Here is a 26517-nt window from a genome sequence, read left to right as displayed (position 1 = left end):
CAGGACCTGTGCGGGGGTCAGGAGTCCTTCCCCCGGTAGGAGTTCATCGCCGCCTGTATCTGGAGCCACGACGGGTCGGTCTCCGCGGCGTCCGTGACGGAGTCCAGCTCCGAAGGCGTCCACTCGCGGGATCCGTCGGTCAGGTGCAGGTGCGACTCCGGATCGCCGTCGGACGGGACCTCGGAGGTCGCGGTCATGAACGCGGCGACCGCTGCCTGCGCGGTGTCGAGGTGCTGCTGTGCCGTGTCGGGCTGCGGCAGGGCGAAGTCGGTGTCCACGGACAGGAGCGCGAGGCCGCCCTCGCCGTCGGCCAGGGCGAGTTGGCCCGTCGAGGCGGTGGCGAGTGCGGTGACGGCGGAGGGGTGGGGGAGCGGGGCGTGGGCGGTCGCGTGCTCGGTGGAGAGGTCGAGCTCGATCAGGGTGCCGGTGGGGGTGCCGATCCAGAGGACGTCGGGGCGGGGGCCGAAGGCGATGTTCTGGCGCGACCAGGACTTCGTCCCGTCGGGCCGCTCCTGGGGGTCGGGCTCGTCGAGTTCCGTCGCCAGGACACTGCGCAGGGAGGGGAAGTCGAAGACGTGCAGGGTGTTGGCGTACGCGTTGCCGCGGACCGCGAAGCGGCGTCCGTCCGCGCTGAACACCGGTGCCTCGTAGCCGTCGACGTCCAGGATCAGCGCACGGCGCAGCACATGCATCCCGGGTGCGGGCGCGGCGGTGTCCAGGTCCGTGCGTGCGAAGAGCACCTGTGTCGCGCCCTGGTCGCTGGCGAGTGTGGCCACCAGGCTGCCGCCGGGGTGTTCCACCACGCCCGTGTCCCAGCGCGGCCCCGCGCTCACCGCCCCCGTGGCGAGGTCGAGGGTGTCGGAACGCTCCCACCGGTCCTCCTCGTCCCCCTCTGACGACGGCGAGGCCCACACCGCCCGGCCGTCCGGGGCGAAGGCCACGCAGGTCGCCGAGGGCAGCCCGTCCAGTGCCGTCACCCCGGCAGGGGTCCACTGCACCGTCCCGGTCTCGCCCGCCACCACCAGCAGCGGCTGCCGGGGATGCCACGCCACCCCGGGTATCCGCTCGTACCGGTCCCAGCTCGACGCGTCGCCGTAGACCTCCGAGTCCCCGCCCACCAACCCGACTTCGGTCAGCCCGCCCCCTTCGAAGGACCAGACGCGGACCGCGGGGCGCTCCGAGTCCAGCGCGGCGATCAGGGGGAGCCGGGGGTGACAGGACAACCGCTCCAGCGGGTGCCCGGTGCCGACCCGGACCCGTGCGACAACCTCAACGACCGACTTGGCCGACGTGTCTGATGCATCTGACGTGTCTGACATACCGACACCGTAGGTCCCGCCACTGACAATCGGCCGCCCCGCACCCCGAAGCCCCAGGTCAGGAGGCATCTCCCGCCGCCCGGCGCAGCAGCAGTTCCCGCTCCGCCTCGTTGCGCGTCAGTGTCGCCGCGCGAGCGAACTCCGTCCGGGCCTCCGCCGTCCGGCCCAGCCGCGCCAGCAGGTCCCCGCGCACGCTCGGCAGCAGGTGGTACGACGCCAACTCCGGCTCCTTCGCCAGTACGTCGACGATCGCCAGCCCCGCCTCCGGCCCCTGCGCCATGCCCACCGCCACCGCCCGGTTCAGCTCCACCACCGGCGAAGGGGGCAGGAGTGCGTACAGGGCGGCGATCTGCGCCCAGTCCGTGTCCGCCCAGCTCGCGGCCCGTGCGTGGCAGGCCGCGATGGAGGCCTGGATCGTGTACGGGCCCGGGTCGCCGCCCCGTTCGAGCGCGTGCGTGAGCGCGGTCAGGCCGCGCCGGATCAGCAGGCGGTCCCACCGGGTGCGGTCCTGGTCGGCGAGCAGCACCGGGCGTCCTTCCGGGCCGGTCCGGGTCCGGGTGCGGGACGCCTGGATCTCCAACAGGGCGACCAGGCCCAGCACTTCACCCTCCTGCGGCATCAGCCCCGCCAGCACCCGCGCCAGCCGCACCGCCTCCTCGCAGAGATCCGGCCGCACCCAGTCGTCGCCCGAGGTGGCGGCGTACCCCTCGTTGAAGATCAGGTAGATGACCTCCAGGACGGAGGCGAGGCGCTGTGCGCGTTCCTGCCCGTACGGCACCTCGAAGGGCACCCCGGCCCGCGCCAGCTTCCGCTTGGCCCGGACGATCCGCTGGGCCACCGTCGCCTCGGGCACCAGATGCGCGCGGGCGATCTCGTCCGTGGTCAGCCCGCCCAGCAGCCGCAGCGTCAGCGCGATGCGCGCCTCGGCGGAGAGCACCGGGTGGCAGGCGGTGAAGATGAGCCGGAGGAGGTCGTCGTCGATGTCGCCGGGACCCGGCGGCTCGGGCGGCGGGGCCACGTCCGTCAGGCCCCGCCCGACTTCCGCGAGCTTGCGGGCGTACGTCTCCCGTCTGCGTACGAGATCGATCGCCCGGTGTTTGGCGGTGGCCGTGAGCCAGGCGCCCGGATTGTCCGGGACGCCCGACTCGGGCCACTGTTCCAGCGCGGCGACCAGCGCGTCCTGCGCGATCTCCTCGGCGATGCCCACGTCGCGCACGATGCGGGTGACACCGGCGATGATCCGCGCGGACTCGATCCTGAACACGGTCTCGACCACGTTTCCTGCCGTCACGGCCACCCATCAGAGCAGCCGCACGGCAGTCGGGCAAACCGCGGCGGCCCCGCAAACCGTCTACTCGTCGCCGGGGCCGAAGACCTGGCGCACCTCACAGGTGAGGTTCCACTCGGCGTCGTGGATCTGCACGAACCGCCGGGTCCACTCCACCGCCTCGTCCAGGTCCTTGGTCTGGAGCAGCGCGTACCCGCCGACGACCTCCTTGGCCTCGGTGAAGGGGCCGTCCAGGACGGTCGCCTTCCCGCCGCTCCACTGCACCCGGCGGCCGGTGTCGACCGGGCCGAGGCCGCCGGTGTCGAGGAGGACACCGGCCTTGGTCATCTCCTCCATGAGCACGCCCATGCGCTCCATCAGCCCGTCGCTGGGCTCGGCGGGGGAGGTGTTCTCGTCGACGCGGATGATCGAGAGGAAGCGAGGCATGACGTTCTCCTGACAGGTGCGGAGGACGGGGCGTTTCCCCGTCCTCTCACCCATGCGTCGAACGGCGGTCGCCGCGATCGACACTTCCCGCGAACTTCTTCGAAGTTTTTTCCGCCGGCGCTGCGGGTCGGCGCCGGGAGAGGCTCAGCCCTGGGTACGGCGCCGCCGCCACAGGACCGTGCCGCCGAGCAGGACGGCCGCCGACACCCCGGCCGCGCCCGCGATCAGGCCCGTGTCGACGCCGGAGCCGGGGGCGGTCGAGGCGCCCGCGTTGACGGCGCCCCGGGGGACCGTGCGCCCGTCGGCACGCAGGGGTGTCACGGTGCGGCGGTGGTGCACGGGTGCCACCGTGTGGTGCTTGTTCGGGGTCGTACGGTGCTGTGTGGTGTCCGCGATGCCGAACTTCACCGAGTCGATCTTCTGGTCGCCGACGAACCCGTCCACCCGGTCGTACCCGGGCTTGGCGCTCGCCGCGACGGTCGCCGTGCCGTGCCAGGTGGTGGAGTCCGCGTCGGGCGTGAGGTTCACCGTCCCGCCGAACGCGCCGGACTCGACACGGGCGGCTCCCTTCAGGTCACCGCTGTCGATGGTGACCTGGACCTTGTCGCCCGGCCCGGCGCCGTCCGTCGACAGGCTCAGGGAGGCCTCGCGGGGGGTGGGGGCCGGTGTGGTGTTCACGAGAATGCTGGCCGAGGTCTGTGCCCCGGTGTCACCGAAATCCGCCACCGACTTCACCGGGAGGGTGCCGATACCCGCGTTGCGGGAAATGACCGCCGTACCCGACCAGGACGTGCCGGACGCATCGGTCGGGGCGAGGTGCGTGGTGCCGAAAGCGGGGGACGACACCGTCACGCCGTTGGCGGCATTGGCCGACGTGGTCGCCGTGAGCGTGACGCTTTCCCCGGAGTGGAATCCGGCCGGGTCGCCGGGGGCCGAGAGCTGAAGCGATACCTGCGCCTTGTCGGCGGGCCGCGGGGTGTCCTGCCCGCCGTCGCCCGGCAGCGAGGTCACCGTGACCACCGGAGAGGGGGCCGGAGCGTCGGCGAACGCGGCGGCGGGCACGGCGAGGGCCGCGGCCGTGACGACAGTGATGGCCGAAGCCGTGAGTGCCTTGCGCATGATCAGAACCTCCTTGCACGGTCAGGGGCAATTCCCTGGCACGGTCTTTCCGGAATTCATGGTGCACCCGCCGGAAGGTCCCGTGCATTCCCCTCCGAAGGGGCCGAATCCAAAGGTCCCGAGCCGAATTCCTTGCGATTCCGTGCCGCTTTGGGGAATTCCGTACAGCTCATTACCTGTGCTTTGCATCACATTGGGGAAGAAGGTCCTGCCGCAGCGGGTCCTGTCGCACCGGGCAGCGGGAGGAGGCCTCCTCGCCCCTTCCCTTTTCGCACGCCGTGCGCTCCCATGCCGCCATGAGCGAACCGAGTGATCCGGCAGCCCCGGCAGCCCCGGGGCTCCCCGCGCCGCCGGACGCGGGCGGGAGTGCGCTGCCCCCGGCGACGTACGAGGGAAGGACCGTGCTCGTCACCGGGGGCGGGACGGGCCTCGGCAAGGCGATCGCGGCGGAGTTCGCCCGGCTGGGCGCGGACCTGCTGCTCGTCAGCCGTGGCGAGGACCATCTCGCGGGCGCGCAGGCGGAGTTGGGGAAGCTGGGCACCGTCGTACGGACGGCCGTGTGCGACATCCGCGACCCCACCCGCATCGCCGAGGTCTACGCCGCGCACGGCACCCCGGACGTCCTGGTGAACAGCGCCGCCGCCAACTTCCCCGCCCCCGCCGAGGATCTGTCGCCCAACGCCTGGCGGGCGGTCGTGGACATCACCCTCACCGGCACCTGGTTCATGACCCGCGAGTTCGGCCGTCGCCACCTGGCCGCCGGGACCCCCGGCTCGGTGATCTGCGTCGGCGCGTCGTACGCGTGGACCGGCGGCCCCGGCTTCGCGCACAGCTCGGCGGCCAAGGCCGGCGTGAAGAACCTGGTGGAGACCCTTGCCGTCGAGTGGGGCCCGTACGGCATCCAGATCAACGGCCTGGTCCCGGGCCTGATGCCGCACGAGGACATGACGGCGGACATCCGCGCCAACCTGAGCGACCCCGCCTCCCTGGACCGCCGCCAGCCCGCCCTCCGCGTCGGCGCGCCGCGTGAACTGGGCTGGGCGGCCACCTTCCTCGCCTCCCCGTACGCCCGCTACATCACCGGCCACACCCTGGTGGTCGACGGCGCGAACTGGCAGCGGCGCGGGGTCGTGAGCCCGCCGGTGGTACCGGTCCGGGAGCAGTTGGGGCGGGGCCCGTACGGGACCTCCTGACGGCCTCGCGTTCCGTACGGTCCGGGCTCAGGCCCCTTCGAAGCGCGCCGTGCGCCGCGCCGCCCCCGCCGCGTACCCCTCGCCCGCGTCCTCGGAGGTGAGGGTGAGGGCGGCGGCCAGGGCGGCGCGGTCCAGGGCGGCGGGCAGGGCCGCGTCCGCGTAGGCGTCGACGGAGCGCTTCACGGACTGGACGGCGAGGGGTGCGTTGGCCGCGATCTCGGCGGCGACGGACCGTGCGGCCTTCTCCAACTCGCCCACGCCGACCACCTGTTGGAGCAGTCCGAGCCGTTCCGCCGTCGCCGCGTCGATGCGGCGGCCGGTCAGCGCGAGCAGCTTCGCCCAGCCCGCCCCCGCGTCCCGCGCGATCCGCAGGTCGCCGCCCGCGTCGACCGCCACGCCCAGACGCGCCTCGGGCAGGGCGAACACGGCGTCGTCGGCGGCGATCCGCAGGTCCGCCATCAGCGCCAGCTCGAACCCGAAGCCCAGGCAGTACCCCTGCACGGCGGCCACCACCGGCTGCGGCAGCCGCGCGAACGCCGCGAACCGCTCGTGCGCCCACCGGATTCCCTCGGCGTAGTTACGGGTCCGCTGCGCGGGCGAGCGCCCGGTGATGGCCCCGCCGGGGGCCGTGACGTCGATGCCCGCGCAGAAGGCCCGCCCCTCGGCCCGCAGCAGCACGACCCGGATGCGGTCGTCGAAGCGGATCCGGTCGGCCAGCAGGCCCAGCTGCCGGGTGGACTCCCAGCTCCAGGCGTTGAGCTTGCCGGGACGGCAGAGGGTGACGGTGCCGATGCCGTCCTCCCCGACGTCCAGGCGCAGCCGCTCCTGTCCGTCGGGGACGTCCGTACTGGTCGTGTCGATCATCCGCCCCCCCCCATTTTGCTGATGAGGCGTCAGATTACCCCGGGGAGGCGGGAATTGGACTGGCTCAGCCCTCGGTTCCGTTCACGGTCGTACGGACCGGCGTGCCCGCCTCCACGGTGCGGCTGACCGTGCAGATCCGGTCGTGCGAGCTCTTCACCGCCCGGGGCAGGATCGTCCGCGCGCGGTCCCCGCCGGGTCCCTCCGGGAACGCCACGTCGAAGGCGACCGCGAGGTCCCGCATGCTGTTGCCGCTCTCGTCCACGACCTTGTGGCCCGTCGTCTCGACGGAGAAGGTGGTCGCCTCCGCGTGCCGCCCGGTGGCGGACTCCACGTCGACGGCCGTGCAGCCGCCGATCGCGGCGAGGAGCAGCTCCACGGGCGTGAAGTCGCTGTCCCCGCCGGTGCCGAAGCTGAGGGTGCCGCCGCGGGCGTTGGTGACGGTGAAGCGGCCGGGGCCGGAGCGCTCGACGGTGACGGAGCGCAGGGTCTTGGCGTCCGCCGTGTCGTCCGTCGTGTCGTGGGACGTGTCCTTGGACGTACTGTTGTCGGTCATGCCGTCGACGTTAACCCGGCCCCGCGCCCCACCCCGGCCGCACCGCTACAGCGCGTCCAGTTCGCCGTTCGTCCAGGCCGCGCGCAGCGCCTTCTTGTCGACCTTGCCCACCTTCGTCGTCGGCAGACGGTCCAGCAGGACCGTCCGGCGTGGCGCGTACAGCTCGCCCAGCTCCGCCGTGATCGCCTCGCCCACCTCCTCCGGCGCGACCCGCGCGTCCGACGCGGTCGCCAGGAAGACCTGCACGGCCTCGCCGAACTCCTCGTCCGGCACGCCCAGGGCCGCCGCGTTGCGCACTCCGGGGAGCGTGAGGAGGAAGTCCTCCAGGACCCGGGAGTACACGTTGTCGCTGGTCGCGCCGGTGACGATGATGTCCTTGGCCCGGTCGACGAGATAGAGGTGGCCGTCCGCGTCCAGATAGCCCAGGTCGCCCGTGCGCAGCCAGCCGTCGCGCAGCGCCTCCGCCGTGCGCTCGGGGTCCTGGTAGTAGCCGAGCATCACGGTGCGCCCGGTGACACAGACCTCGCCGACCTGGCGGGCGGGCAGCGCCGTCGTACCGTCCTCGCCGCGGATCTCTATCCGTACGTCGGAGATCGCACGCCCGCAACTGCGCCACAGCTCGGGGCGTTCCGCCCCCGCCGAGGCCAGCTCCCGCGCGCCGAACACGGTGATGCCGAGCGCCTCGGACTGACCGTAACCCTGACTCAGGACGGGCCCGAAGACCTCGACCGCCTGCTGCAGACGGGCCGGTGAGGAGGCCGCGCCGCCGACGGCGATCCGGCGCAGCGCGGGCAGCGCGCCCGGCACGCACTCCGGGTGGTCGAGGAGCGCGTACAGCATCGGCGGCACGAACATGGTCGCCGTGATGCGCTCCTCACGCAGTACGGTCATGGCCGCGTCCGCGTCGAACTCGGGGAGCACGACCAGCGTCGAGCCCGTCACCAGCGCCTGGAGCGAGGTGAGATGACCGCTGCCGTGGGTGAGCAGCGTGGCGGCGAGCACACGCTCCGCACCCGGGCCGTCCGCCGGTTCCGAGTCCGTGAGGAACGCCGAGGCGGCACCCTCCGGGGCGTCCACCACCAGCTCCACCAGCGCGTCGTACAGACGACGGCTGTGCGCGGCGAGCTTGGGCCGGCCCAGGGTGCCGCCCGTGTAGAGGACGGTGACGGGCTCCTCGGGGCCGGGGGAGTGGACGCCCTCGGGGCGGGTGGCGGGCTGGTCGGACGCCAGGGCGAGCAGGTCGGCGCAGGGCAGGTCGCAGGGGCCGAGGCTGAGCAGCACGGGGGAGTGGGCGCTGCGCCCGGCCGCGTCGGCGGCGCGCTCCGCGAACAGCGGGTCGGTGACCACCGCCCGCGCCCCGGACTGCTCGACCAGGGCGGCCAGTTCACCCGGGCCCGGCTCGGGCGGCAGGAACACCACGCGGCAGCCGACGAGGTGCACGGCGAGCTGGACGAGTACGGAGTCCACCCGGTTCGCCAGGAACAGTCCGACGCCGTCGCCGGGGGCGAGGCCCTGGGCGCGCAGGGCGTGGCCGAGGCGGAAGAGGCGCGTCCGGGCCTGTGCGCGGGTGAGCCGCTGAGTGCCCTGGACGAGGGCCTCCGTGTCCTCGTCCTGCTGCCAGCGCTCCAGGACGCGGTCGACATAGGTCGGCGGCTTCAACGCGGTCGGGTCGGTGGTGGTATCGGTGTCTTCCTGTCCGTTAATGATCATCAAAACATGCAAACATGCTGCTCAGGGGCGGTGTACCCACGGGGGGTCTCCCGCGGCGACGACCCGCGGGAGTACCATGCCCCGGCCCTCCGGCGAGAGTCCTCAGCCCTGGAAACCCTGCTCGCTCAACGCCTTCTCGATACGGGCGCGGTGCGCCGCCTCCCACTCGTCGAGCGTCTCCGCGGCCTCCTTCGCCAGCTTGCGCCGGGCGTCCGCGAGGACTTCTTCCTGCCGGTCGGCCGGAACGACGACCACACCGTCCTCGTCCGCGACGACCACGTCACCGGCGCGCACGGTCACCCCGCCGCAGACCACGGGCTCGTTGTGCGGGGCGACGACCTTCTTCGTCCCCGGGATGGGCACGACACCCCGGGCGACCACGGGGAAGCCCATCTCGCGGATCTCCGCGAGGTCCCGGATCACCCCGTCCAGTACGAACCCGGCGACCCCGCGCCGCTGGGCGACCGCGCACACATTGCCCCCGGCGAGCGCGAACTCCACGTCGCCCCCTGCCTCGGCGACGACGACCGCGCCGGGCTCGGCCCGGTAAATGGCCGCGTGCAGCATCAGGTTGTCCCCGGCCGGACACCGCACGGTGAACGCGGGCCCGGCGAGGCGGGGCATCCCGGCCCACAGCGGACGCACCCCGAGGTCCATGACCTGGGCGCGTCCGAGGAGGTCGGCGAGGGTGGTGGTGGGGATGGCGGCGAAGTCGGAGGTGGTCATACGGTCGGTCCGTTCTGGGGTACGAGAGGTACGCGGGTGAAGCGATGGCGTGAGCCTAACCACCGCCCCGTCAGGGCCGGTACACGCACTCCGCCAGGGTGGCGTGCTTCTTCCAGCCCAGCGTTTCGTACAGGGCGTGCCCGGGGGCGGTCGCGCCGAGGACCCCCTGCCGGGCACCCGCCGCGACGGCCTCGTCGGCGAGCGTGCGCATGACGAACTGGCCCAGCCCGCGCCGCCGGTGGGCGCTGTCGGTCACCACCCGGTCCACGACCACGGTCTCCCCGAGGAGTGCCATCTGGCCGGCGGCCGCCTTGCCGCCGTCCGCGTCCCGCAGGCGTACGAACACGACGGCGTCCGTGCGCTCGACCTCCACGGTGTACCCGTCGGGCACGACCGGGTGGGTGGTCCGGACGTCCACCGCCATCAGGTGTCCGGTCTCCTCGTACGCCACGACCCAGCCGGGTGGCATCCAGGGGGCGATGTCGTCGGGCTCGGCGGGCATTTTCATCCAGGTGCGGGGTGTGGTGACGGAATCGGCGGCGCTCCGTACGAGTAACTCCCGGGTTTCGGGGAGGACGTGACGCCCGACTTCGGCGTCGCTGTCGGTCACGTGGATGTAGTGGCCCCAGGGCTTGGGGGTCGGGGGCGGTGTTCCTCGGGAGAGGGCCCAGCCCTGCACCCAGGTGGTGACGGTTTCGGCGATCATGGTGGCCTCCCGCGAGGGTGTAATGGTCCAATTCCGGGATTGGATATTACCTTGGTGGGGAGGGGGGTGCAGGTGGTTGCCTGAACAGGGCGCGGACAGAGGGGCGTTGGGCCCGGTCCTGCCCTCTCCCCCCTCCCCTCGTCCCCTTGGGCGGCGGGGCCGCCCCCCGGGGGCGGGACGGGCGGGCAAGGGGGCGGCCCGCCCGATCCGGGCCCACCCCGGCACCGCCCCCTGCCCGCACCTTGGGTGCCGGGTGCGCGCAGCCCCGGGGCCCTCGGGACGCCTCCCGGTACCGGGCACGTGAAGCACCGGCCCGCCGGGCCATGAGGGTCCCCAACCCCGCCCCTTCACCTAAACCCGCGGGGCAATTGCACGGTTCCCGTGCGGGTGCGTCGTGGCTGGTCGCGCAGTTCCCCGCGCCCCTGAAGGGGCACGGAAACGAAGCGGCCCGCACGGGCAGGGCGCGCCCGTGCGGCGGCAGCCGCACAGCGACACAGCCCCGCGCCCCCACGCCCCGTACCCTCGACCCGTGCCCCACCACGTCGCCGTCCTCGTCCTCGAAGGGGCCAAGCCCCTCGACGTCGGTATCCCGGCCCAGGTCTTCACCACCCGCGCGAGCATGCCGTACGAAGTGCGGGTCTGCGGGGCCGCGCCCGGCCTCGTGACCGGTGGGGACGGGCTCGCGTACCACGTCGCGCACGGGCTCGACGCCCTCGACTGGGCCGACATCGTCTTCGTCCCCGGCTACCGGCACCCCGACCGCGACGACCCTCCGCAGGGCGTGCTGGACGCCCTGGTTGCCGCCCACGCGCGCGGTGCCCGCCTCGCCGCCATCTCCACCGGTGCCTTCGCCCTCGCCGCCACCGGTCTGCTGGACGGCAGGCGCGCGACGACCCACTGGCACTACACCCGCGCCCTCGCCGCCCGGCACCCCCTCGTCCAGGTCGACCCGAATGTGCTGTTCGTGGACGAGGGGAGCGTGCTGACCTCGGCGGGCGCCGCCTCCGGCATCGATCTGTGCCTGCACATCCTGCGCGGTGACCTGGGCGTCGCCGCATCGCACCACGCGGCCCGGCGGCTCGTCGCCGCCCCCTACCGCAGCGGCGGCCAGGCCCAGTACGTACCGAGAAGTGTTCCCGAGCCGCTCGGCGAGCGGTTCGCCGCCACCCGGGAGTGGGCGCTGCACCGGCTCGGGGAGCCGCTGACCCTGGACATACTCGCCCGGCGGGCGGGCGTCTCGGCCCGGACGTTCTCCCGGCGCTTCGTGGAGGAGACCGGCTGCACGCCCATGCAGTGGGTGATGCGCGCCCGCATCGACCTCGCCCGCGAACTGCTGGAACGCTCCCAGCTCGGCGTCGAACAGATCGCCGCCGACACCGGCCTCGGCACCGGCGCCAACCTCCGCCTCCACTTCCAGCGCATCCTCGGCACGACCCCGAGCGACTACCGGCGCACCTTCACTCAAGGGGCGTGAGCGTCGCGAGGTAGCCTCCCGCGCATGGTTCGAATCCCTCGCCCCCTGCCGCCGGTCACCCGCTTCGTGGACGGCCGTGTCCGTGCCTACGACCTGGCAGGCGGCGCGACGGGGGTGCTCTCGTCCGCAGTGTCCGTGCGCCCCGCTCCCGGGGACGAGGTCGGTCACGCCGTCGCCACCGACCTGCGGCACGCCTACTACACGACGCTTCACGCGGTCGTCTGCCTCGCGACCGCCGACAGCACCGAGGTGTGGCGGTCGCCGTTCGAACCCCGGACGGACGAGGAGTTCGGGTCCCTGCCCAGTTGCATGCTGTCGTGGGACGGGCGTGTGCTGTGGGTCTACCGGCCCGATGCCATGGCCGGACGCAACGGCCGGGACCAGTGGGCCGCCCTCGACACCGCCACCGGAAAGGTCCTCGCCCAGGTCGAGTTGGAGACCGTCGGCCACGGCGGGCACCAGCTCCGGCACCCGGCCGACGACCGGGTCTTCGTCGACGTCGGCGAGGGGCAGGACGGTGCGGTCGTCCACCGCGCCGAGCTGCGCGGAGACCGTATCGACCTCACTTGCTACCCCTGGCGCGACCGCTGCCTGATCGACCTGGCCCCCGACGGGCGGCACTTCATGACCGTCGACCATGGGCAGGCGGACGTCACCGTCCACACCTGCCCCGACGGCGAGCCGGTGTTCACCCTCACCGTCGACGCCTTCGGACACGACCCGGACCTGGTCTGCGTGGCCTGGAGCGGCGGATACCTCACCCCCGACACCCTCGTCGTCACCCTCACCGGCGAGACCGAGGAGGGGGAGGAGTGGATGCGCCGTTACCGCGTCGACGCGCAAACCGGCGTGATCCAGGAGGAGTTCGATGCGGGTTCGGACAATCCGTACGATCCGTACGATTTCTACCCTCTGGGTGACGGCACCTGGCTCACCACCTCGCCCTCCGGGCACCCGGTCCGCCGTCGGCAGGCAGTGGCGGGATCCTTGTGAACCATGGCGCTCGCGCCACTGTCAGCCCCGACCCTCCCGCGCGAACCTGGTGGAGCAGCCACGCGAAGTGAGCAGTCACGCGAAGTGAAGGGATGTCAGCCATGACTCGTATCGCCATCAACGGATTCGGCCGCATCGGGCGCAACGTGCTCCGTGCCCTGCTGGAGCGGGACAGCGCGCTGGAGGTCGTCGCCGTCAACGACCTCACCGAGCCCACCGCCCTCGCCCGCCTCCTCGCCTTCGACAGCACCTCCGGACGGCTCGGCCGGCCCGTGACCGTCGACGGTGACACCCTCGTCGTCGACGGCCGCCGCATCAAGGTGCTGGCCGAGCGCGAGCCCGCCCAACTGCCCTGGGCCGAACTCGGTGTGGACGTCGTGCTGGAGGCCACCGGCCGGTTCACCTCCGCCAAGGCCGCCCGCGCCCACCTCGACGCCGGAGCCACGAAGGTGCTGGTCAGCGCGCCCTCGGACGGTGCGGACGTCACGCTCGCGTTCGGCGTCAACACCGACGCGTACGACGCGGCCCTGCACACGGTCGTCTCGAGTGCCTCCTGCACGACGAACGCGCTCGCACCGCTCGCCTCCGTACTCGATCAACTCGCCGGTATCGAGCACGGGTTCATGACCACTGTGCACGCCTACACCCAGGAGCAGAACCTCCAGGACGGCCCGCACCGCGACCCCCGCCGCGCCCGCGCCGCAGGCGTCAACATCGTGCCGACCACGACCGGTGCCGCCAAGGCCATCGGCCTGGTGCTTCCCGGCCTCGACGGCAAGCTCTCCGGCGACTCCATCCGCGTACCCGTCCCCGTCGGTTCGATCGTCGAACTGAACACGACGGTCGCGCGTGACGTGACGAGGGAAGAGGTGCTGGAGGCGTACCGGGCGGCGGCCGACGGCCCGTTGGCCGGTGTCCTCGAATACTCCGAGGACCCGCTCGTCTCCTCCGACATCACCGGCAACCCCGCCTCGTCGATCTTCGACTCGGCCCTCACCCGCGTCGACGGCCGGCACATCAAGGTGGTCGCCTGGTACGACAACGAGTGGGGCTTCTCGAACCGCGTGATCGACACCCTCGAACTCCTCACGGCGTGAGGGTCGTCCGAAGGCCCGCTCCGCCGTCGGCGCCTTCAGCCGGACCTCCCGCAGCGGGCCGAGCGGATGCCCCGGCCCGCGTCCCGGGTTGCGTTACGGCGTCGGCCTGTCGTCCAGTGCGTGCGCGGCCGCCGCGAGGCGCAGCTCCTCCAGGCGGGCCGACTGCTGCTGGGCGCGTTCCAGGAGGGTGTCGAGCTGCTCGGCGCGCAGGCGCGGGTCGGTGTCGGCCCGGGCGTGCAGGGTGCGCCAGCAGGAGGCTTTGCCCCGGACGCCGAGCAGCATGGCCTCCAGTTCCAGCACGTCGCTGAGGGGCGAGCGGGCGAAGAGGTGCCCGTTGGGCTTGAGGCGACCCGCCTTCTCGGCCAGCCAGCCGAGCGCGACCTTGGAGCGCTCCGCGGGGACGGACAGGTCGGCCATGATCCGCAGGAGGGAGTCCCGGTCCTCCCGGACCTGCTGTGCGAGCTCGGACAGTGGGGTCTGGGCCTGCTTGCGGGCCTGGGAGCCCGCCGCGCGACGGAACAGCTCCAGGCCCGAAGTGGCGCCCGCCAGATGGTCGTTGAGGTAGATGCCGAGGAGCTCGGCGGGCGTGGGCGGCTGCTTCTTCGCCCGCTGCTCGCCGGCGTCGGCCGTGCGGGTCCTCGTGCCGGTCGCCCGGGCGCCCGCCCGGAGCCGGCGCTCCACCGTCTCGCCCAGCTCCGTCCAGCTCGCCTCGAACTTGGCCAGGCCGTCCCGCTCCAGGAAGTCCGTCACGTCCCGGAAATCGATGCCGGCCCGCTCCAGTGCGGTGAAGTGCGCGGCCGCCCGGGTGTACCGCTCGGCGGCCGGCGCCCCGGCCTCGACGCAGCCGTGGTCGGCGAAGGCGTCCAGGGTGGCGCCCGGCATGGTGTTCACCGTGCCCGGGACGACCAGCTCGCCGACGTACAGCGTGTCGGGGTAGTCGGGGTTCTTGACGCCGGTCGACGCCCAGAGAGGGCGCTGCGGGCGTGCGCCCGCGCCCTCCAGGTCCCGCCAGCGCGGCGAACCGGTCACCGCCACGAACGCCTCGTGGGCCAGCAGCGCGTTGGCCACGGCCGCCCGGCCGCGCAGGGCGAGGGCCTCGGGGGTGCCGAGGGCTTCGAGGCGCTTGTCGACCTCGGTGTCGACGCGCGAGACGAAGAAGGACGCCACCGAGTGGATGCCCGCCAGGTCGTGTCCGTCGGCGAGTGCCTTCTCCAGACCGGTCAGGTAGGCGTCCATGACCTCGCGGTAGCGCTCCAGCGAGAAGATCAGGGTCACGTTGACGCTGAGGCCCCGGGCGACGGCGGCCGTGATCGCGGCGAGCCCCGCCCGGGTGGCGGGGATCTTCACGAAGAGGTTGGGCTCGCCGACCGTCTCCCACAGCTTCTGCGCCTGCACGAGGGTGGCGTCCGGGTCCTCGGCCAGCCGGGGGTCCACCTCGACGGAGACCCGGCCGTCGACCCCTTCGGTGCGCCGGTGGACGTCCGCGAGGGCCTGGCAGCCGCTGCGTACGTCGTCGGTGGTCAGGGCGAGGACGGTGTCGTCGACGCTCGTGCCGCGCTCGGCGAGTGCGCGCACCTGGCTGTCGTAGCGCTCGCCCTCGGCCAGCGCGGACGCGAAGATGGTGGGGTTCGTCGTGACCCCCGTGACGTGCTTCTCCGCGATCAGGCGGGCCAGGGTGCCACCGGCCAGCAGTTCGCGGGACAGGTCGTCCAGCCAGACGGACACTCCGGCCGCGGACAGGGCGCCGAGCGGGTCGGACGTGGGGGAACCGTACATGTGATCCTCCAGAAGTGATGTTCCGTCAAGTGGCTTGGCGGGTGGGGAAGTTCCCCGGGAGGCCCGTGCGGGTACGGTGCGGCCCGTGCGGGCACGGTGTGGAGGGACTCCGTGCGGGGCCGGGCACGGAAGGAGGTCTCCCGTCCGCCTGTCCCGTGTTTTCCGTTTCACCCTCCGAAGCCGTGCTTTTCCGGATCTGTCGGCGGCGGGCATGGTGCTTCGCGGTGCGAGCGCCTACCGTGCGAAGCAGCCCCGGCCCCCGGCGAACTGTCCCCGCACAGGCTCCCGGTGGGCGGCGGCGCCTTTCGGCCCTCGTTCCGGTGCCCCCCGTTTCGGCCTTCCGCGAGCTGTGCTCCGTACGAACCGAGGGATCACCATGACGGAACGCAACACCTTCCTGCGCAGCGCACACGACCTGGGTCTGGCCGCATGGTTCGGCGGTTCCCTGATGGGAGCGGTGGGCGTCAACGGCGCGGCCAGGGAAGAGGGCGTCACCGAGACCGGGGCCGCGTCCAGCGGCAGAGCGGCGTCGCCGCCAACACCGTGGCCAAGACCCTCCTGACCGGAGCGGCGCTCGCCGTCACCGCGTACACCCGCGTCCTGGGCAAGAAGATCGACCTGGCCTCCTCGGAGAAGACGGAGAGCGAGGAGATCACCGAGGCCGTGCCGGTCGGACCCGGCCAGGCGGAGCGCCAACTCGCCTGGATGCAATGGGCGTTGCCCGCCCTGACCGGCGGTCTGGTCGTCCTCAACGCCCTGCACGGCGAACAGCAGCGCCCCTCGCAGCAGTCCGGCGGCCCCCTGCGGGGCGCGTTCGCCCGGATGCGCGGGGAGCAGTGACGGGCGGGCAGTGGTGCGGGCCGGATGGCTGCGGCCATGAACCTCCGCCACGGTCCTGGCGGCCCGCCCCACCACTGCCCTCCTCCTTCCTCCCGGGTGCCGCGTACGGGGGGGCTCACCTCCAGGAAGAGGGGGGTCAGGGCACCGCCGAGCGCAGCTACATACGCGGCACGCTCATCGAGATGAGCGTCTCGCCGGTGAGGTTCGTCGCGGCCCGGTACCGCAACCGGGGCGGCGGCGACACGGACGGCATTCTCGCGCCTGCTGACCGCGATACCGGCCCGCCTGCGGGGCGGCGTGCGGGGCACCACCGGGTCACCGTGACGACGACGCGCGGGCCGGCCCCCGCACGAGAAGTGCCATACGGACGACCGGCAGCATGCACACGGCCTGCGCCGCGGCGTACCACCACGGGCAGACCCCCGGGACCAGGTCCACGCCGACGACGGCGATCGGCATGATCACCGTCAGGGTGCGCAGCCGGTCGAGTGCCCGCCGGGAGCCCCGCTTGGCCGCGACCGCCAGCAGGTGGAGGGGGACGGCGACCACCGGCAGCAGAACCGCCCGTACCCACATGAAGGTGTTGACGGGGGCCTGCCCGGTGGCGGCCACGACGACGACCGCCACGAGGGCGGCCGTGCTCAGGGCGCCGTAGATCCTGACGCAGGTCTTGAGGGTGTGTTCGTTCGTCTTCCGGGTGGGTTCGTTTGTCTTCATGCTCAGCGACGCTAGGAAAGCCTCGGGCGGCGCGGTATCCGGCTGGGCCCACGGAAGAGTGGGCCTGGCCCCACTCCCCGTTCGGCCGGCGCGGCGGCAGGCTTTTCGCGGTGCACAGTGGAGGCACCGGACGAAGGGCGAGAGTGACATGGGACAGGTGGGTGCGTGGTGGGTGCGTGCCGGCCGGGGTTTTGTGCGGGCGTGCGTCGTCGCGGCCGTCGCCCTGCTGGTGCCGTGCGTGTGGGCGGCCGCCGTGGCGCTCGGCATCCGGTGGGGTGCGGGGAACCCGTGGTCGTGGGTGGCACCCGTGGTGCTGGTGTGCGGGGGCACGCTCGGGCTGTCCCGCCCGGTCTGCCGTACGGTCCGTCGTCTCGTCGAGCGGTGGACGGGCACGGCCGTCCCCGACGGCTACCGGCAGGCCCCGCCCGTCGCCCAACTGTCCACCGGGTACTGGTGGAACGGCTTCGGTTACGAACGGACGCGCCGCGACGCCCTGATGGACCAGCGCCTGCGCGTCCGGTGGAAGGACCCCGCGAACTGGCGCGACCTGCGCTTCACGGCCGTCCTGCCGTTCACGGCGGGCGCGGTGGCCTGCCTGCCGCCGAGCGGGGTGGTGGTCGCCGCCCTCGGGTCCTTCGGCCTCCCGGTCCGGGTGCTCGGCCTGCTCGTGGCCGTCGCCTGCGCACCGTACGCCTGGCGGTGTCTGGAGCCGGTCGCCGTCCGCTTCCTGCGCCCCTCGGCGGCGATGGCGCTGGCGGACCGGGTGGCGGAGCTGACCGCCCAGCGCGCCGACGCCACCGTCGCGCAGGCCGCCGAGATCCGCCGCATCGAGCGCGACCTGCACGACGGGGCACAGGCCCGCCTGGTCTCCCTCGGGCTCTCCCTGGCGACCGCCGAGAAGCTGATGGCGACCGACCCCGAACGGGCCAGGGCCCTGATGCGGGAGGCGCGGGACGGCGCCACCGCCTCGCTCACCGAACTGCGCGAACTGGTCCGGGGGATCAACCCGCCCGTGCTGGGCGACCGCGGTCTCGCCGACGCCGTGCGCGCACTCGCCCTGGACAGCCCGCTCGAAACCACCGTCGAGGCGGACCTGCCGGCGGGCCTCGACCCCCCCATCGAGTCCGCCCTGTACTTCGCCGTCGCCGAACTCCTCGCCAACGCCGCCAAGCACGCCCGCGCGACCCGGGCCCGCATCACCCTCGGCCAGGACCCCACCGGCCTCGTCGTCCGGGTCGAGGACGACGGCCGAGGCGGAGCCGTCCCCCGCGCCGACGGCGGCCTCGCCGGGCTGCGCCGCCGCCTCGCGGCCTTCGACGGCACACTGGAGATCACCAGCCCGGAGGGCGGGCCGACCAGTATGAGGGTGAGGGTGCCGTGCGCATCGTCGTAGCCGAGGACCTGTATCTCCTGCGGGACGGGATGGTCCGCCTCATCGAGGCGTACGGTCACCAGGTCGTCGCCACCGCGGCCACCGGCCCCGAAACGCTCACGGCACTGCTGGAGTGGCGGCCCGACGTCGCCGTCGTGGACGTCCGCATGCCGCCGACCCAGAAGGACGAGGGCCTGCGCGCCGCGCTCGCCGCCCGCCGCGAGGTGCCCGGCCTGCCGGTCTTCGTACTCTCCCAGTACGTCGAGCAGTTGTACGCCCGGGAACTGCTGGCCGACGGGTCCGGGGGTGTGGGCTACTTCCTCAAGGACAGCGTGTTCGACGCCGACCAGTTCATCGACGCCCTGGAACGCGTGGCGGCGGGCGGCACCGCCATGGACCCGGCCGTCATCGCCAAACTGCTCTCCAGTGGCACCTCGCACCGCCGCCTCGAAGCCCTCACGGAACGCGAGCACTCCGTCCTCGGCCTCATGGCCGAGGGCCTCTCCAACCAGGCCATCGGCCAACGGCTCTTCCTCAGCGAGAGCGCCATCAGCAAATACACCACGTCCCTGTTCGGCAAGCTGGGCCTCACGGACGACGACTCCGGCAACCGCCGCGTCCTCGCCGTCCTCGCGTACCTCAACAGCCCCTGAGACGGCGCGTGTTGTGACGCCCCTCACATCGCTCGCCGCGATGACTTTCGCCGCTGTCACGGGTCTACCCCTTACCACTACAGCGACGGAAAAGGCCCTGGTCATGACGTACACGCTTGTTGCACCCGCCCGCACTTCCACCGCCCGTCTCGGGGTCCTGCTGTGCGGGGTCGCGGCGGGCCCGCTCTTCCTGGCGGCGGGTGCGGTGCAGGGGCTCACCCGGGAGGGCTTCGACTTCGGCCGCAACGCGCTGAGCCAGTTGGCGCTGGGGGAGGCGGGCTGGGTCCAGACGCTCAACTTCCTGGTCGTGGGAGCCCTGTTGCTCGCGTGCGCGGCCGGGCTGCACCGGAACCTCGGCGGGCGAAGAGGCGGCCCGGTCCTCGTGGGCGTCTTCGGGCTGTCCTTCTGGGCGGCCGCCGCCTTCCCCGCCGACGCGGGTGCGGGCTTCCCGGCGGGGGCTCCGGACGCGGCGGTGATGACCGGTGCCGGTGCCGCGCACATGGCGGCGGGCATGATCGGCTACCTTGCCCTGTGCGCCGCGTTCTTCGTGCTGGCCCGGCCGCTCGCGGACCGGGGGCACCGCACCTGGGCCGTGGCGTCACGGGTCGTGCCGGTCGTGGTGTTCGCGGGGTTCCTGGCTTCGGCCGCCTCGGTCTTGGCCTTCACCGCAGGCGCGGCGCTCGGACTGCTGTGGCTGAGCGCCGTCACCTACCGGCTCGCCGGTTCTCCCGTAACGAACTGACCTCTCAACTCCCGCACCAGCGAAGGAAAACGACATGACGGACGCAGTGAAGGGCCCGGCCAGCTACTTCCCCTCCATCGAGGCGAAGTACGGTCGTCCGATCACGGAGTGGCTGGAACTCATCCGCACCTCCCCGCTCACCAAGCACACGGAACTCGTCAACTGGCTCAAGACGGAACACGGCCTGGGGCACGGCCATGCGAACGCGCTGGTCGCCCATGCCCGTGCCGAGGGGCTCAAGTAGCGGCCGCGGGCGGGGAGTTACCGGGCCGGGACCCGGCCGGCCTCCTCCTCGAGCGCCCGCACCAGCGTCGTGAGGTGGGGGCGGCCGGGTCTGCGGAGCACGGCGACGCCGATGTGGCGGACCGGGCCCGGCCGCCTGATCGGGACCGTGCGCACGCCCGGGACCTCCGGGTCCAGTGCGATGCGCGGGACGAGGGAGACACCGACGCCCGCGGCGACCAGGGAACGGGCGAAGAAGTAGTCGGTGGTGGTCCCGCGCAGGTCCGGCTCGAAACCGGCGCGCTCGGCGTAACGGCGCAGGTACGCCTCGGTCTTGAGGCAGCCCAGCACCCACGGCTCGGCCGCCAGCTCCGCGAGGTCGAGCGCGTCCCGGTCCGCGAGCCGGTGGCCCTGCGGGAGGACGGCGTACAGGGGGTCCTCCAGCAGCGGCGTCCACTCCAGCCGCGCACCCGCGTCCGGCCGCGACCCGGCGTCCGGCCCCACCGGCAGCGGGCCGTCGAAGTGATAGGCCAGCGCCAGGTCCACGGCACCCTGACGGACCAGCGGAAGGGCTTCCTCCGGCTCGTTCTCCCGTACGTGGAGCACCATGTGGGGATGGGCCGCCGAGAGCCGGGCCAGCGCCCCCGGCAGCAGGAGCCGACCGCCGCTGGTGAAGGTGGCGACGGTGAGCGGCACCCGGTCCGAACCCAGCGCCTCCACCTGCTGCCTGGCGTGCCGGAGCTCCGCCGCGACCGACTCGGCGGCAGCCACCATGATCTGCCCGGCCCCGGTGAGGGTGACCCCCCGCGTGCTGCGCGCGACGACCTGCGCCCCGAGACTGCGCTCCAGCGCGGCCACGTGCTGCGAGACGGCCGAGGGGGTCAGGCGGAGAGCGGCCGCCGCCCGGTTGAAGCTGCCGTGCTCCGCGACGGCCCGCAGCACGCGCAGCCTCTGCACATCGATCAACAGTTTTCCTTCATACGTGCCCAGCAAATCAACACTTCCGGTGATGACCGTAGTTCTCCAGCATGGAGCCATGCAACGCACACAGGAAGACACGTCACTCGACGGCCCGCAGCGGATCCTCGTCATCGGCGGAAGCCGGTACTTCGGAAAGCTCCTGGTACGACGCCTGCACGCGGCGGGCCGCCACGTCACCGTGCTCAACCGGGGCTCCGCCCGGCCGCCCGCCGGCGTCGAGCACCTCGTCGCCGACCGCGACGACGAGGCCGCCCTGACGGCCGCGCTCGGCCCGCGCACCTTCGACGTCGTGATGGACCAGGTCTGCTACACCCCTGTGCAGGCCGCCGTCGCCGCCCGCGTCTTCGCCGGACGCACCCGGCGTTACGTCATGACCTCCACCATCGAGGTGTACGACCCGGCCACCGCCGCACTGCCCACCGTGCCGCCCGGCACCCCGGTGTCCGAGACCCACGTGGACTCGGCCGCATGGCACGTCGCCCTCGATCTGCCCTGGCACGACGACGCGTACGTCCGGGCGCACTATGCCGAGGGCAAGCGCCAGGCCGAGGCGGTCCTCGCCCGCGCCGGGGGCTTCGCGTTCGCGAGCGTACGCAGCGCCCACGTACTGGGCGGCGGCGCACAGGAGTTCACCGGCCGGCTGGCCCACTACGTCGGGCGCGTCGCCCGGGGCGAGGAGATCGCGGTGCACGCGCGGACGCTGCCCACGGTCTTCATCGCGTACGAGGAACTGGCCGACGTCCTGGTCCGGGCGGCCGGGACCGACCTCACCGGCCCGCTCAACGCCTGCTCCGACGGCCCGCTCGACGTGTACGGGCTCACCGCGCTCGTCGCCGCGCAGGTGGGCCGGGAGCCCGTGCACCGGATCGTCGCGGCGGGCGAGGAGGCGTCGCCCTTCTCCTTCGACCGGCACTACGCGATGAGCAACGCCCGCGCTAAGGCGCTGGGCTTCCCCGTCTCCCACACGGCCGACTGGCTGCCTGCAGCCATCACCGAAGCCATGCGGGCATCCGCCGCCGCGTAAGCCGTCCCGGCACCCGGCGTGGCGTAAGCCGTGCCGCTGCCCGCCGTTGCGGAAGCCGTACTGCCGCCCGCCGTTGCCGAAGCCGTCCCGGTACCCGCCGTTGCCGAAGCCCTGCCGTCGTCCGCCGTGGTCGGCGCACCACACCCGCCCACCCTCTGAGGAGCCCGAACCCCCATGCAGTACCGCACCCTCGCCCACACCTCCGTCAGCGCCGTCGGTCTCGGCGCGATGCCGCTCTCCATCGAGCACCGCCCGGACGAGACCCGGGCCATCGCCACCCTCCACGCCGCCCTGGACGCCGGGGTCACGCTCATCGACACCGCCGACAGCTACCACTGGCACGCGGGCGAAGCCGGACACAACGAGCTCCTGATCGCCCGCGCCCTGGCCCGCTACGGCGGCGACACCTCGCACGTCCTGGTGGCCACCAAGGGCGGCCGGGGCCGGCCCGGCGACGGGAGCTGGACCGTCGACGCCGGCCCCGACCGCCTCCGGCGAGCCGCCGAAGACTCCGCACGGCGCCTGGGCCTCGACGCCATCGGCCTGTACCAACTCCACAAGCCGGACCCCGCCGTGCCCTGGGCGGAATCCGTCGGAGCCCTGCGCGAACTCCTCGACGCGGGCACCATCCGCGCCGCGGGCGTCTCCAACGTCACCACCGCCCAGATCCGGGAGGCGCACGCGATCCTCGGCGACGGTCTCGTCTCCGTACAGAACCGGTACTCGCCCGCCGTCCGCGACAGCGAGCCCGAACTGCGGCTCGCCGCCGAACTGGGGCTGGCGTTCCTGCCCTGGAGCCCGCTCGGCGGCATCTCGCGCAGCTCCCTGGACGGTCCGTCGGGACCCACTTCCCACGGCACCGCCTTCCACCGCGTCGCCGCCGCGCACGGCGTGAGCCCCCAGCGGGTCGCCCTGGCCTGGCTGCTCGCCCGCTCCCCGGCGGTGATCCCGCTGCCGGGAGCCAGCCGCCCGGCCTCCGTCACCGACTCCGCCGCGGCCGCGGACCTCACGCTGAGCGGGGAGGAGCTGGAACTGCTCGACGCTCAGTGAGCCGCCGGCCAGGTGCGCAGCAGGGTGTCGAGGGCGCGGACGATCTCCGTCCAGCTCTCCTGCGCGTCGGGCGCGCTGCGGGCGAAGCCCCCGGCCGACTCCAGGGTGACGTAACCGCTGAAGACGCTGCCGAGAAGCCGCATCGCATGCGTCTCGTACGGTTCGGCCAGGTCGTAGCCGCGCAGGACCGCCCGGTTCAGCCGGGAGTGCCGGGGGGCCGCGCTCGCGGCGGCGGTCTCCTCGTCGAGCGGGTAGCGGGCGGCGGTGAAGCGGCCGGGGTGGGCCAGGGCGTAGTCGCGGTAGGCGTCCGCGAAGGCCGTCAGGGCGTCGGCACCCGACCGGCCCGCCACCGCTTCGGACGCCCGGTCGGCGAGTTCCTCCAGGGCGAGCAGGGCGACGCGGGTCTTGAGGTCGTGGGCGTTCTTCACGTGCGAGTACAGGCTCGCGGTCTTCACCCCGAACCGCCGGGCCAGCTCCGCCGGGGTCGTCTGCTCGAAGCCGATCTCGTCGGCGAGTTCCGCGCCCGCCCGCACCAGGCGCTCCGTGGTCAGTCCTACCCGGGCCATGCCCACCTCCGCCTCGTGGCCTTCAACGTCGTCGTAGGGCGATTATCCATTTGCCTAATCGGTTTAGGCAAATTAGCGTGGTCGTTATGAAGCAGCTGAGTGAGCGAGAGATCCGTACCGCCTTCGTGAACTGCACCAAGGGCGAGGCCAAGCGCATGCACGTGCCCAAGGACCTGGAGGACCGGCCCTGGGACGACCTGGACTTCCTCGGCTGGCGAGATCCCCAGGCCCCCGACCGGGCCTACCTCGTCGCCGAACTCGACGACCGCCTGGTGGGCGTGCAGCTCCGCACCTCCAGCGCCGGCTCCTGGCAGACCCGGCGCAGCATGTGCTCGGTGTGTGTGACCACCCACACCGGGGGCGTCTCGCTGATGGTCGCGCCGAAGGCGGGCAAGGCCGGGCAGCAGGGCAACTCCACGGGCATTTACGTGTGCAGCGACCTGGCCTGCTCGCTGTACGTACGAGGACTGAAGGATGCGGGCGTCGGCTCGCGGCTGCACGAGTCCCTCACCCTGGAGGAGAAGGTGCAGCGGACCCTCACCAACCTTTCGGCGTTCGTCGCCACGGTGACCGCCTGAGCCGCGGCGAACACGGTGAGGGCCGGGGCTGACACGAGTACGCCGGAGCCGGTGTTACAGTCGTGCCAGATCGATCTCGATCGCAGGATTGTTACTCCCCGAGGACGTAACCGTTCGTCGCCCCGCGCGACGCAACGGCGGCTCACCGCTTGAGGGGAGGCAAGGCCTGGGACGCGCCGCGTGCGCGCCCCGGGCCTTTTTTGTTGCCCGAATCCGGCGTGAGAGATCGCGAACCGATCCAGCACGGCACGCGCCCAGAGATGCCGCGAGGTGCCGCGAAGATGCAAGGACGCATCATGAACACACACGCACCGGGACCCGAGGCCCTCGCGGAGAAGATCCTCCGCGGTGTCGGCGGAGCCGCGAACGTCGAGAGCCTCACGCACTGCGCCACGCGCCTGCGCTTCCAGCTCCACGACGGGGAGAAGGTCGACAAGGCCGCCCTCGACGCCCTCGACGGCGTCATGGGGACCGTCGCCCAGTCCGGCGACCGCTTCCAGATCGTGATCGGCGGCGCGGTCGCCCGCGTCTACTCCGAGATCATGAACCTGCCGTCGATGACCGGCGGCGGCACGCCCCGCCCGCAGTCCGACGCCGAGGTCAAGGCGGCGATGCGGGCCAAGAGCCGCGGCCGCTACAGCTGGGTCGACAACTTCTTCGAGTACCTCTCGGACTCGTTCCGCCCGCTCATGGGCGTGCTGCTCGGCTCCTCGCTGATCATCGCGATCGCCTCCGTCCTCGACGCCTTCGGCGTGATCGACTTCCGGGCCGCCGACAAGTCCGCCACCTGGGTCTTCGTCGACGCGATGTGGCGTTCGGTGCTGTACTTCCTGCCGATCTTCGTCGCGTACAACGCGGCCAAGAAGCTGAAGATCGACCCGTGGGTGGGCGCCGCCGTGATGGCCGCGGTGATGACCCCCAACTTCACCGGGATGCTCAACAAGGACTCCGGCATCCCCGGCATCACCTGCACCACCAACGAGACCCTGGGCACCCAGGAGTGCGTGGCGCACGTCTTCGGGCTGCCGATGCAGCTCAACGACTACGGCGGCCAGGTCTTCGTGCCGCTGCTGATGGTCGCCCTGCTCGCCCTCGTCTACAAGGGCCTCCAGCGGATCTTCCCGGAGAACGTGCACATGGTCTTCGTGCCGTTCTTCAGCATGCTGATCATGATCCCGGTCACCGCCTTCCTCATCGGCCCCATGGGCATCTGGGCCGGCAACGGCCTCGGCGAGGGCCTGTCCTGGCTGAACGGCAACGCCCCGATCGTCTTCGCGATCATCATTCCGCTGATCTACCCGTTCCTGGTCCCGCTGGGCCTGCACTGGCCGCTCAACGCGCTGATGCTCGTCAACATCAACACCCTGGGCTACGACTTCATCCAGGGCCCCATGGGCGCCTGGAACTTCGCCTGCTTCGGCGCCACCGCCGGTGTGCTGCTTCTCTCCATCCGCCACCGCGAGAAGGAGATGCGCCAGACCGCCACGGGTGCGCTCGCCGCGGGCCTCTTCGGCGGCATCTCCGAGCCCTCGCTGTACGGCATCCACCTGCGCTTCAAGCGGATCTACCCGCGCATGCTCGTCGGCTGCCTCGTCGGCGGTGTGCTCGTGGGTGTCCTCGGCGGTGTCGACACCAACGCGTTCGCCTTCACCTCGCTGCTGACCATCCCGGTCTTCTCCCCGATGGCCACCTACGGCATCGCGATCACCGCGGCCTTCTTCACCTCGATGGCGCTCGTGTACTTCTCCGACTTCCGTACGCCGGAGGAGCGCGCCCTGGCCAACGCCGAGCGCGACGCGGCCGAGGGGGCCGCTGCCCCGGCCGACGACCGTGAGCTGGTCGGCGTCGGTGCGGCTGAGGCTTCTGCTTCTGCTTCGGCGGGCGGTGCCTCCGTGGCCGCCGCTGCCGCTCCGGTGGAGGCCTCCGCCCCCGCCGCCAAGGAGACCGTCCTCGGCGCACCCGTCGCGGGCCGGGTCGTCTCCCTCGACGAGGTCTCCGACCCCGTCTTCGCCTCCCGCGCCCTCGGCGAGGGCGTCGGCGTCGAGCCCGCCGACGGCCGCATCGTCGCCCCGGTCGACGGCGAGCTGGTCACCACCGTCGCCACCGGCCACGCCTTCGGCATCCGTACCGACGACGGCGTCGAGGTGCTCGTGCACGTCGGCATCGACACGGTGCAGATGAAGGGCGAGGGCTTCGACGTACGGGTCGAGGCCGGTCAGAAGGTGGCCGCCGGCGACCTCCTCGCCGAGGTCGACCTCGCCGCCATCCGGGCCGCCGGGCACCCGACCGTCACCCTCATGACGGTCCCCAACACCGCCGACCTCGCCTCGGTCGAGCCGCACACCGGGCAGGAAGTCGCCGCCGGCGCGCCCGTGGTGACCGTACGGCGCTGACGAACGCCGTCCCCGCACGAAGGTGCCCGTACACGTCCCGGAGGGGGCGGGTGCGGGCACCGCGCAGGTCCGGGGGAGGATGGACCGTACAGCAGACAATGCAGGAACATTGGCCGGAAACCGGACCGCGGACGA

24 protein-coding genes and 2 pseudogenes are annotated in these 26517 nt (G+C 72.6%); 13 read left to right on the top strand and 13 right to left on the bottom strand.

The genetic code is table 11. The features are described from left to right. Positions 1 to 17: 17 nt before the first annotated feature. The 4 genes from IE269_RS15225 to IE269_RS15210 all read right to left on the bottom strand — a co-directional run bounded on the left by IE269_RS15225 (position 18) and on the right by IE269_RS15210 (position 4152). The gene (locus tag IE269_RS15225; RefSeq protein WP_229897715.1) at positions 18 to 1319 is read right to left on the bottom strand and encodes a WD40 repeat domain-containing protein; all 1302 of its coding nucleotides are present in this window, start codon (positions 1317 to 1319) and stop codon (positions 18 to 20) included. A gap of 58 nt (positions 1320 to 1377) precedes the next feature. Next, the gene (locus IE269_RS15220) at positions 1378 to 2610 is read right to left on the bottom strand and encodes an RNA polymerase sigma factor (RefSeq protein ID WP_189823486.1); all 1233 of its coding nucleotides are present in this window, start codon (positions 2608 to 2610) and stop codon (positions 1378 to 1380) included. Between the two features lie 60 nt (positions 2611 to 2670). Next, positions 2671 to 3033: a YciI family protein gene (locus IE269_RS15215; RefSeq protein ID WP_189823485.1), complete on the bottom strand. Its 363-nt coding sequence runs from the start codon at positions 3031 to 3033 to the stop codon at positions 2671 to 2673. Between the two features lie 144 nt (positions 3034 to 3177). Beyond that, positions 3178 to 4152 (bottom strand): hypothetical protein, encoded by a 975-nt coding sequence (locus tag IE269_RS15210; protein WP_189823484.1) that lies wholly within the window; start codon positions 4150 to 4152, stop codon positions 3178 to 3180. Positions 4153 to 4448: 296 nt separating this feature from the next. Between IE269_RS15210 and IE269_RS15205 the strand changes: the two genes are divergently transcribed. Then, entirely contained in the window at positions 4449 to 5345 is an 897-nt protein-coding gene (locus IE269_RS15205) for an SDR family oxidoreductase (protein WP_189823483.1), read from the top strand. A 27-nt stretch (positions 5346 to 5372) separates the two neighbouring features. On the opposite strand, the gene IE269_RS15200 is transcribed toward IE269_RS15205, so the two are convergent. The 5 genes from IE269_RS15200 to IE269_RS15180 all read right to left on the bottom strand — a co-directional run bounded on the left by IE269_RS15200 (position 5373) and on the right by IE269_RS15180 (position 9904). Beyond that, positions 5373 to 6209 carry an enoyl-CoA hydratase/isomerase family protein gene (locus tag IE269_RS15200; protein ID WP_189823482.1) on the bottom strand — a complete coding sequence of 279 codons (837 nt, stop codon included), beginning with the start codon at positions 6207 to 6209 and terminating at the stop codon, positions 5373 to 5375. Positions 6210 to 6273: 64 nt separating this feature from the next. Next, positions 6274 to 6762, bottom strand: coding sequence for an OsmC family protein (locus tag IE269_RS15195; RefSeq protein WP_189823481.1), 489 nt, complete (start codon positions 6760 to 6762; stop codon positions 6274 to 6276). Between the two features lie 45 nt (positions 6763 to 6807). After that, complete coding sequence (locus tag IE269_RS15190; protein WP_189823480.1) at positions 6808 to 8472, bottom strand: AMP-binding protein; 1665 nt, start codon at positions 8470 to 8472, stop codon at positions 6808 to 6810. A 102-nt stretch (positions 8473 to 8574) separates the two neighbouring features. Beyond that, complete coding sequence (locus IE269_RS15185; protein WP_189823479.1) at positions 8575 to 9198, bottom strand: RraA family protein; 624 nt, start codon at positions 9196 to 9198, stop codon at positions 8575 to 8577. A 70-nt stretch (positions 9199 to 9268) separates the two neighbouring features. Next, positions 9269 to 9904 (bottom strand): GNAT family N-acetyltransferase, encoded by a 636-nt coding sequence (locus IE269_RS15180; protein WP_189823478.1) that lies wholly within the window; start codon positions 9902 to 9904, stop codon positions 9269 to 9271. 529 nt (positions 9905 to 10433) lie between these two features. On the opposite strand from IE269_RS15180, the gene IE269_RS15175 reads away from it, so the two are divergent. From IE269_RS15175 to gap, 3 genes are all read left to right on the top strand, one after another. Next, positions 10434 to 11378, top strand: coding sequence for a GlxA family transcriptional regulator (locus IE269_RS15175; RefSeq protein ID WP_189823477.1), 945 nt, complete (start codon positions 10434 to 10436; stop codon positions 11376 to 11378). A gap of 24 nt (positions 11379 to 11402) precedes the next feature. Continuing rightward, positions 11403 to 12371 carry a hypothetical protein gene (locus IE269_RS15170; protein WP_189823476.1) on the top strand — a complete coding sequence of 323 codons (969 nt, stop codon included), beginning with the start codon at positions 11403 to 11405 and terminating at the stop codon, positions 12369 to 12371. A gap of 101 nt (positions 12372 to 12472) precedes the next feature. Beyond that, positions 12473 to 13468, top strand: a complete 996-nt coding sequence (gene gap, locus IE269_RS15165) for a type I glyceraldehyde-3-phosphate dehydrogenase (protein ID WP_189823475.1) — start codon at positions 12473 to 12475, stop codon at positions 13466 to 13468. 666 nt (positions 13469 to 14134) lie between these two features. Here the strand turns inward: gap and tal are convergent. Further along, positions 14135 to 15244: pseudogene (gene tal / locus IE269_RS15160) on the bottom strand (transaldolase); the annotation flags it as partial. A 376-nt stretch (positions 15245 to 15620) separates the two neighbouring features. On the opposite strand from tal, the pseudogene IE269_RS15155 reads away from it, so the two are divergent. Then, a pseudogene (locus tag IE269_RS15155) lies at positions 15621 to 16084 on the top strand (hypothetical protein). A gap of 315 nt (positions 16085 to 16399) precedes the next feature. Here the strand turns inward: IE269_RS15155 and IE269_RS15150 are convergent. Next, complete coding sequence (locus IE269_RS15150) at positions 16400 to 16801, bottom strand: hypothetical protein (RefSeq protein WP_189823473.1); 402 nt, start codon at positions 16799 to 16801, stop codon at positions 16400 to 16402. A 148-nt stretch (positions 16802 to 16949) separates the two neighbouring features. Between IE269_RS15150 and IE269_RS15145 the strand changes: the two genes are divergently transcribed. The 4 genes from IE269_RS15145 to IE269_RS15130 all read left to right on the top strand — a co-directional run bounded on the left by IE269_RS15145 (position 16950) and on the right by IE269_RS15130 (position 19812). Continuing rightward, positions 16950 to 18194: a sensor histidine kinase gene (locus IE269_RS15145; RefSeq protein ID WP_189823472.1), complete on the top strand. Its 1245-nt coding sequence runs from the start codon at positions 16950 to 16952 to the stop codon at positions 18192 to 18194. After that, positions 18179 to 18826, top strand: a complete 648-nt coding sequence (locus tag IE269_RS15140; RefSeq protein ID WP_189823471.1) for a response regulator transcription factor — start codon at positions 18179 to 18181, stop codon at positions 18824 to 18826. Before IE269_RS15145 ends, IE269_RS15140 begins: the two co-directional genes overlap by 16 nt. 103 nt (positions 18827 to 18929) lie before the next feature. Then, positions 18930 to 19568, top strand: a complete 639-nt coding sequence (locus IE269_RS15135; protein ID WP_189823470.1) for a DUF998 domain-containing protein — start codon at positions 18930 to 18932, stop codon at positions 19566 to 19568. 34 nt (positions 19569 to 19602) lie between these two features. Then, on the top strand, positions 19603 to 19812 hold the full coding sequence (locus tag IE269_RS15130) for a DUF4287 domain-containing protein (RefSeq protein WP_189823469.1): 210 nt from the start codon (positions 19603 to 19605) through the stop codon (positions 19810 to 19812). A 17-nt stretch (positions 19813 to 19829) separates the two neighbouring features. Here IE269_RS15130 and IE269_RS15125 read toward each other — a convergent pair whose 3' ends face one another. Further along, positions 19830 to 20756 (bottom strand): LysR family transcriptional regulator, encoded by a 927-nt coding sequence (locus IE269_RS15125; protein WP_189823468.1) that lies wholly within the window; start codon positions 20754 to 20756, stop codon positions 19830 to 19832. A 70-nt stretch (positions 20757 to 20826) separates the two neighbouring features. Between IE269_RS15125 and IE269_RS15120 the strand changes: the two genes are divergently transcribed. Continuing rightward, positions 20827 to 21795, top strand: coding sequence for an NAD-dependent epimerase/dehydratase family protein (locus IE269_RS15120; protein WP_189823467.1), 969 nt, complete (start codon positions 20827 to 20829; stop codon positions 21793 to 21795). A gap of 174 nt (positions 21796 to 21969) precedes the next feature. Further along, positions 21970 to 22845, top strand: coding sequence for an aldo/keto reductase (locus IE269_RS15115; RefSeq protein WP_189823466.1), 876 nt, complete (start codon positions 21970 to 21972; stop codon positions 22843 to 22845). Here the strand turns inward: IE269_RS15115 and IE269_RS15110 are convergent. Further along, the gene (locus IE269_RS15110; protein ID WP_189823465.1) at positions 22839 to 23411 is read right to left on the bottom strand and encodes a TetR/AcrR family transcriptional regulator; all 573 of its coding nucleotides are present in this window, start codon (positions 23409 to 23411) and stop codon (positions 22839 to 22841) included. The two genes, IE269_RS15115 and IE269_RS15110, sit on opposite strands and share 7 nt — an antisense overlap. An 86-nt stretch (positions 23412 to 23497) precedes the next feature. Here IE269_RS15110 and IE269_RS15105 point away from each other — a divergent pair, with 86 nt between their 5' ends. Continuing rightward, positions 23498 to 23989 carry an FBP domain-containing protein gene (locus tag IE269_RS15105; protein WP_189823464.1) on the top strand — a complete coding sequence of 164 codons (492 nt, stop codon included), beginning with the start codon at positions 23498 to 23500 and terminating at the stop codon, positions 23987 to 23989. Positions 23990 to 24285: 296 nt separating this feature from the next. Continuing rightward, positions 24286 to 26382 (top strand): glucose PTS transporter subunit IIA, encoded by a 2097-nt coding sequence (locus IE269_RS15100; RefSeq protein WP_189823463.1) that lies wholly within the window; start codon positions 24286 to 24288, stop codon positions 26380 to 26382. Positions 26383 to 26517 lie beyond the last annotated feature (135 nt).

The sequence above is a fragment of the Streptomyces spiroverticillatus genome (assembly GCA_014650415.1).
In the GTDB taxonomy this organism is placed as follows: Bacteria; Actinomycetota; Actinomycetes; order Streptomycetales; family Streptomycetaceae; genus Streptomyces; species Streptomyces spiroverticillatus.
The sequence above is the reverse complement of the archived record's forward strand: the minus strand, read 5'-3'. Positions and strand labels throughout refer to the sequence as shown.

Bases quoted from the DNA above. Each gene is read 5' to 3' on its own strand.
- IE269_RS15120 (WP_189823467.1), top strand. From the start codon at position 20,827: ATGCAACGCACACAGGAAGACACGTCACTCGACGGCCCGCAGCGGATC.
- IE269_RS15195 (WP_189823481.1), bottom strand. From the start codon at position 6,762: ATGACCGACAACAGTACGTCCAAGGACACGTCCCACGACACGACGGAC.
- IE269_RS15200 (WP_189823482.1), bottom strand. From the start codon at position 6,209: ATGATCGACACGACCAGTACGGACGTCCCCGACGGACAGGAGCGGCTG.
- IE269_RS15105 (WP_189823464.1), top strand. From the start codon at position 23,498: ATGAAGCAGCTGAGTGAGCGAGAGATCCGTACCGCCTTCGTGAACTGC.
- IE269_RS15100 (WP_189823463.1), top strand. From the start codon at position 24,286: ATGAACACACACGCACCGGGACCCGAGGCCCTCGCGGAGAAGATCCTC.
- IE269_RS15210 (WP_189823484.1), bottom strand. From the start codon at position 4,152: ATGCGCAAGGCACTCACGGCTTCGGCCATCACTGTCGTCACGGCCGCG.
- IE269_RS15190 (WP_189823480.1), bottom strand. From the start codon at position 8,472: ATGATCATTAACGGACAGGAAGACACCGATACCACCACCGACCCGACC.
- IE269_RS15145 (WP_189823472.1), top strand. From the start codon at position 16,950: ATGGGACAGGTGGGTGCGTGGTGGGTGCGTGCCGGCCGGGGTTTTGTG.
- IE269_RS15115 (WP_189823466.1), top strand. From the start codon at position 21,970: ATGCAGTACCGCACCCTCGCCCACACCTCCGTCAGCGCCGTCGGTCTC.
- IE269_RS15170 (WP_189823476.1), top strand. From the start codon at position 11,403: ATGGTTCGAATCCCTCGCCCCCTGCCGCCGGTCACCCGCTTCGTGGAC.
- IE269_RS15180 (WP_189823478.1), bottom strand. From the start codon at position 9,904: ATGATCGCCGAAACCGTCACCACCTGGGTGCAGGGCTGGGCCCTCTCC.
- IE269_RS15130 (WP_189823469.1), top strand. From the start codon at position 19,603: ATGACGGACGCAGTGAAGGGCCCGGCCAGCTACTTCCCCTCCATCGAG.
- gap (WP_189823475.1), top strand. From the start codon at position 12,473: ATGACTCGTATCGCCATCAACGGATTCGGCCGCATCGGGCGCAACGTG.
- IE269_RS15185 (WP_189823479.1), bottom strand. From the start codon at position 9,198: ATGACCACCTCCGACTTCGCCGCCATCCCCACCACCACCCTCGCCGAC.
- IE269_RS15205 (WP_189823483.1), top strand. From the start codon at position 4,449: ATGAGCGAACCGAGTGATCCGGCAGCCCCGGCAGCCCCGGGGCTCCCC.
- IE269_RS15110 (WP_189823465.1), bottom strand. From the start codon at position 23,411: ATGGCCCGGGTAGGACTGACCACGGAGCGCCTGGTGCGGGCGGGCGCG.
- IE269_RS15225 (WP_229897715.1), bottom strand. From the start codon at position 1,319: ATGTCAGACACGTCAGATGCATCAGACACGTCGGCCAAGTCGGTCGTT.
- IE269_RS15150 (WP_189823473.1), bottom strand. From the start codon at position 16,801: ATGAAGACAAACGAACCCACCCGGAAGACGAACGAACACACCCTCAAG.
- IE269_RS15135 (WP_189823470.1), top strand. From the start codon at position 18,930: ATGACGTACACGCTTGTTGCACCCGCCCGCACTTCCACCGCCCGTCTC.
- IE269_RS15215 (WP_189823485.1), bottom strand. From the start codon at position 3,033: ATGCCTCGCTTCCTCTCGATCATCCGCGTCGACGAGAACACCTCCCCC.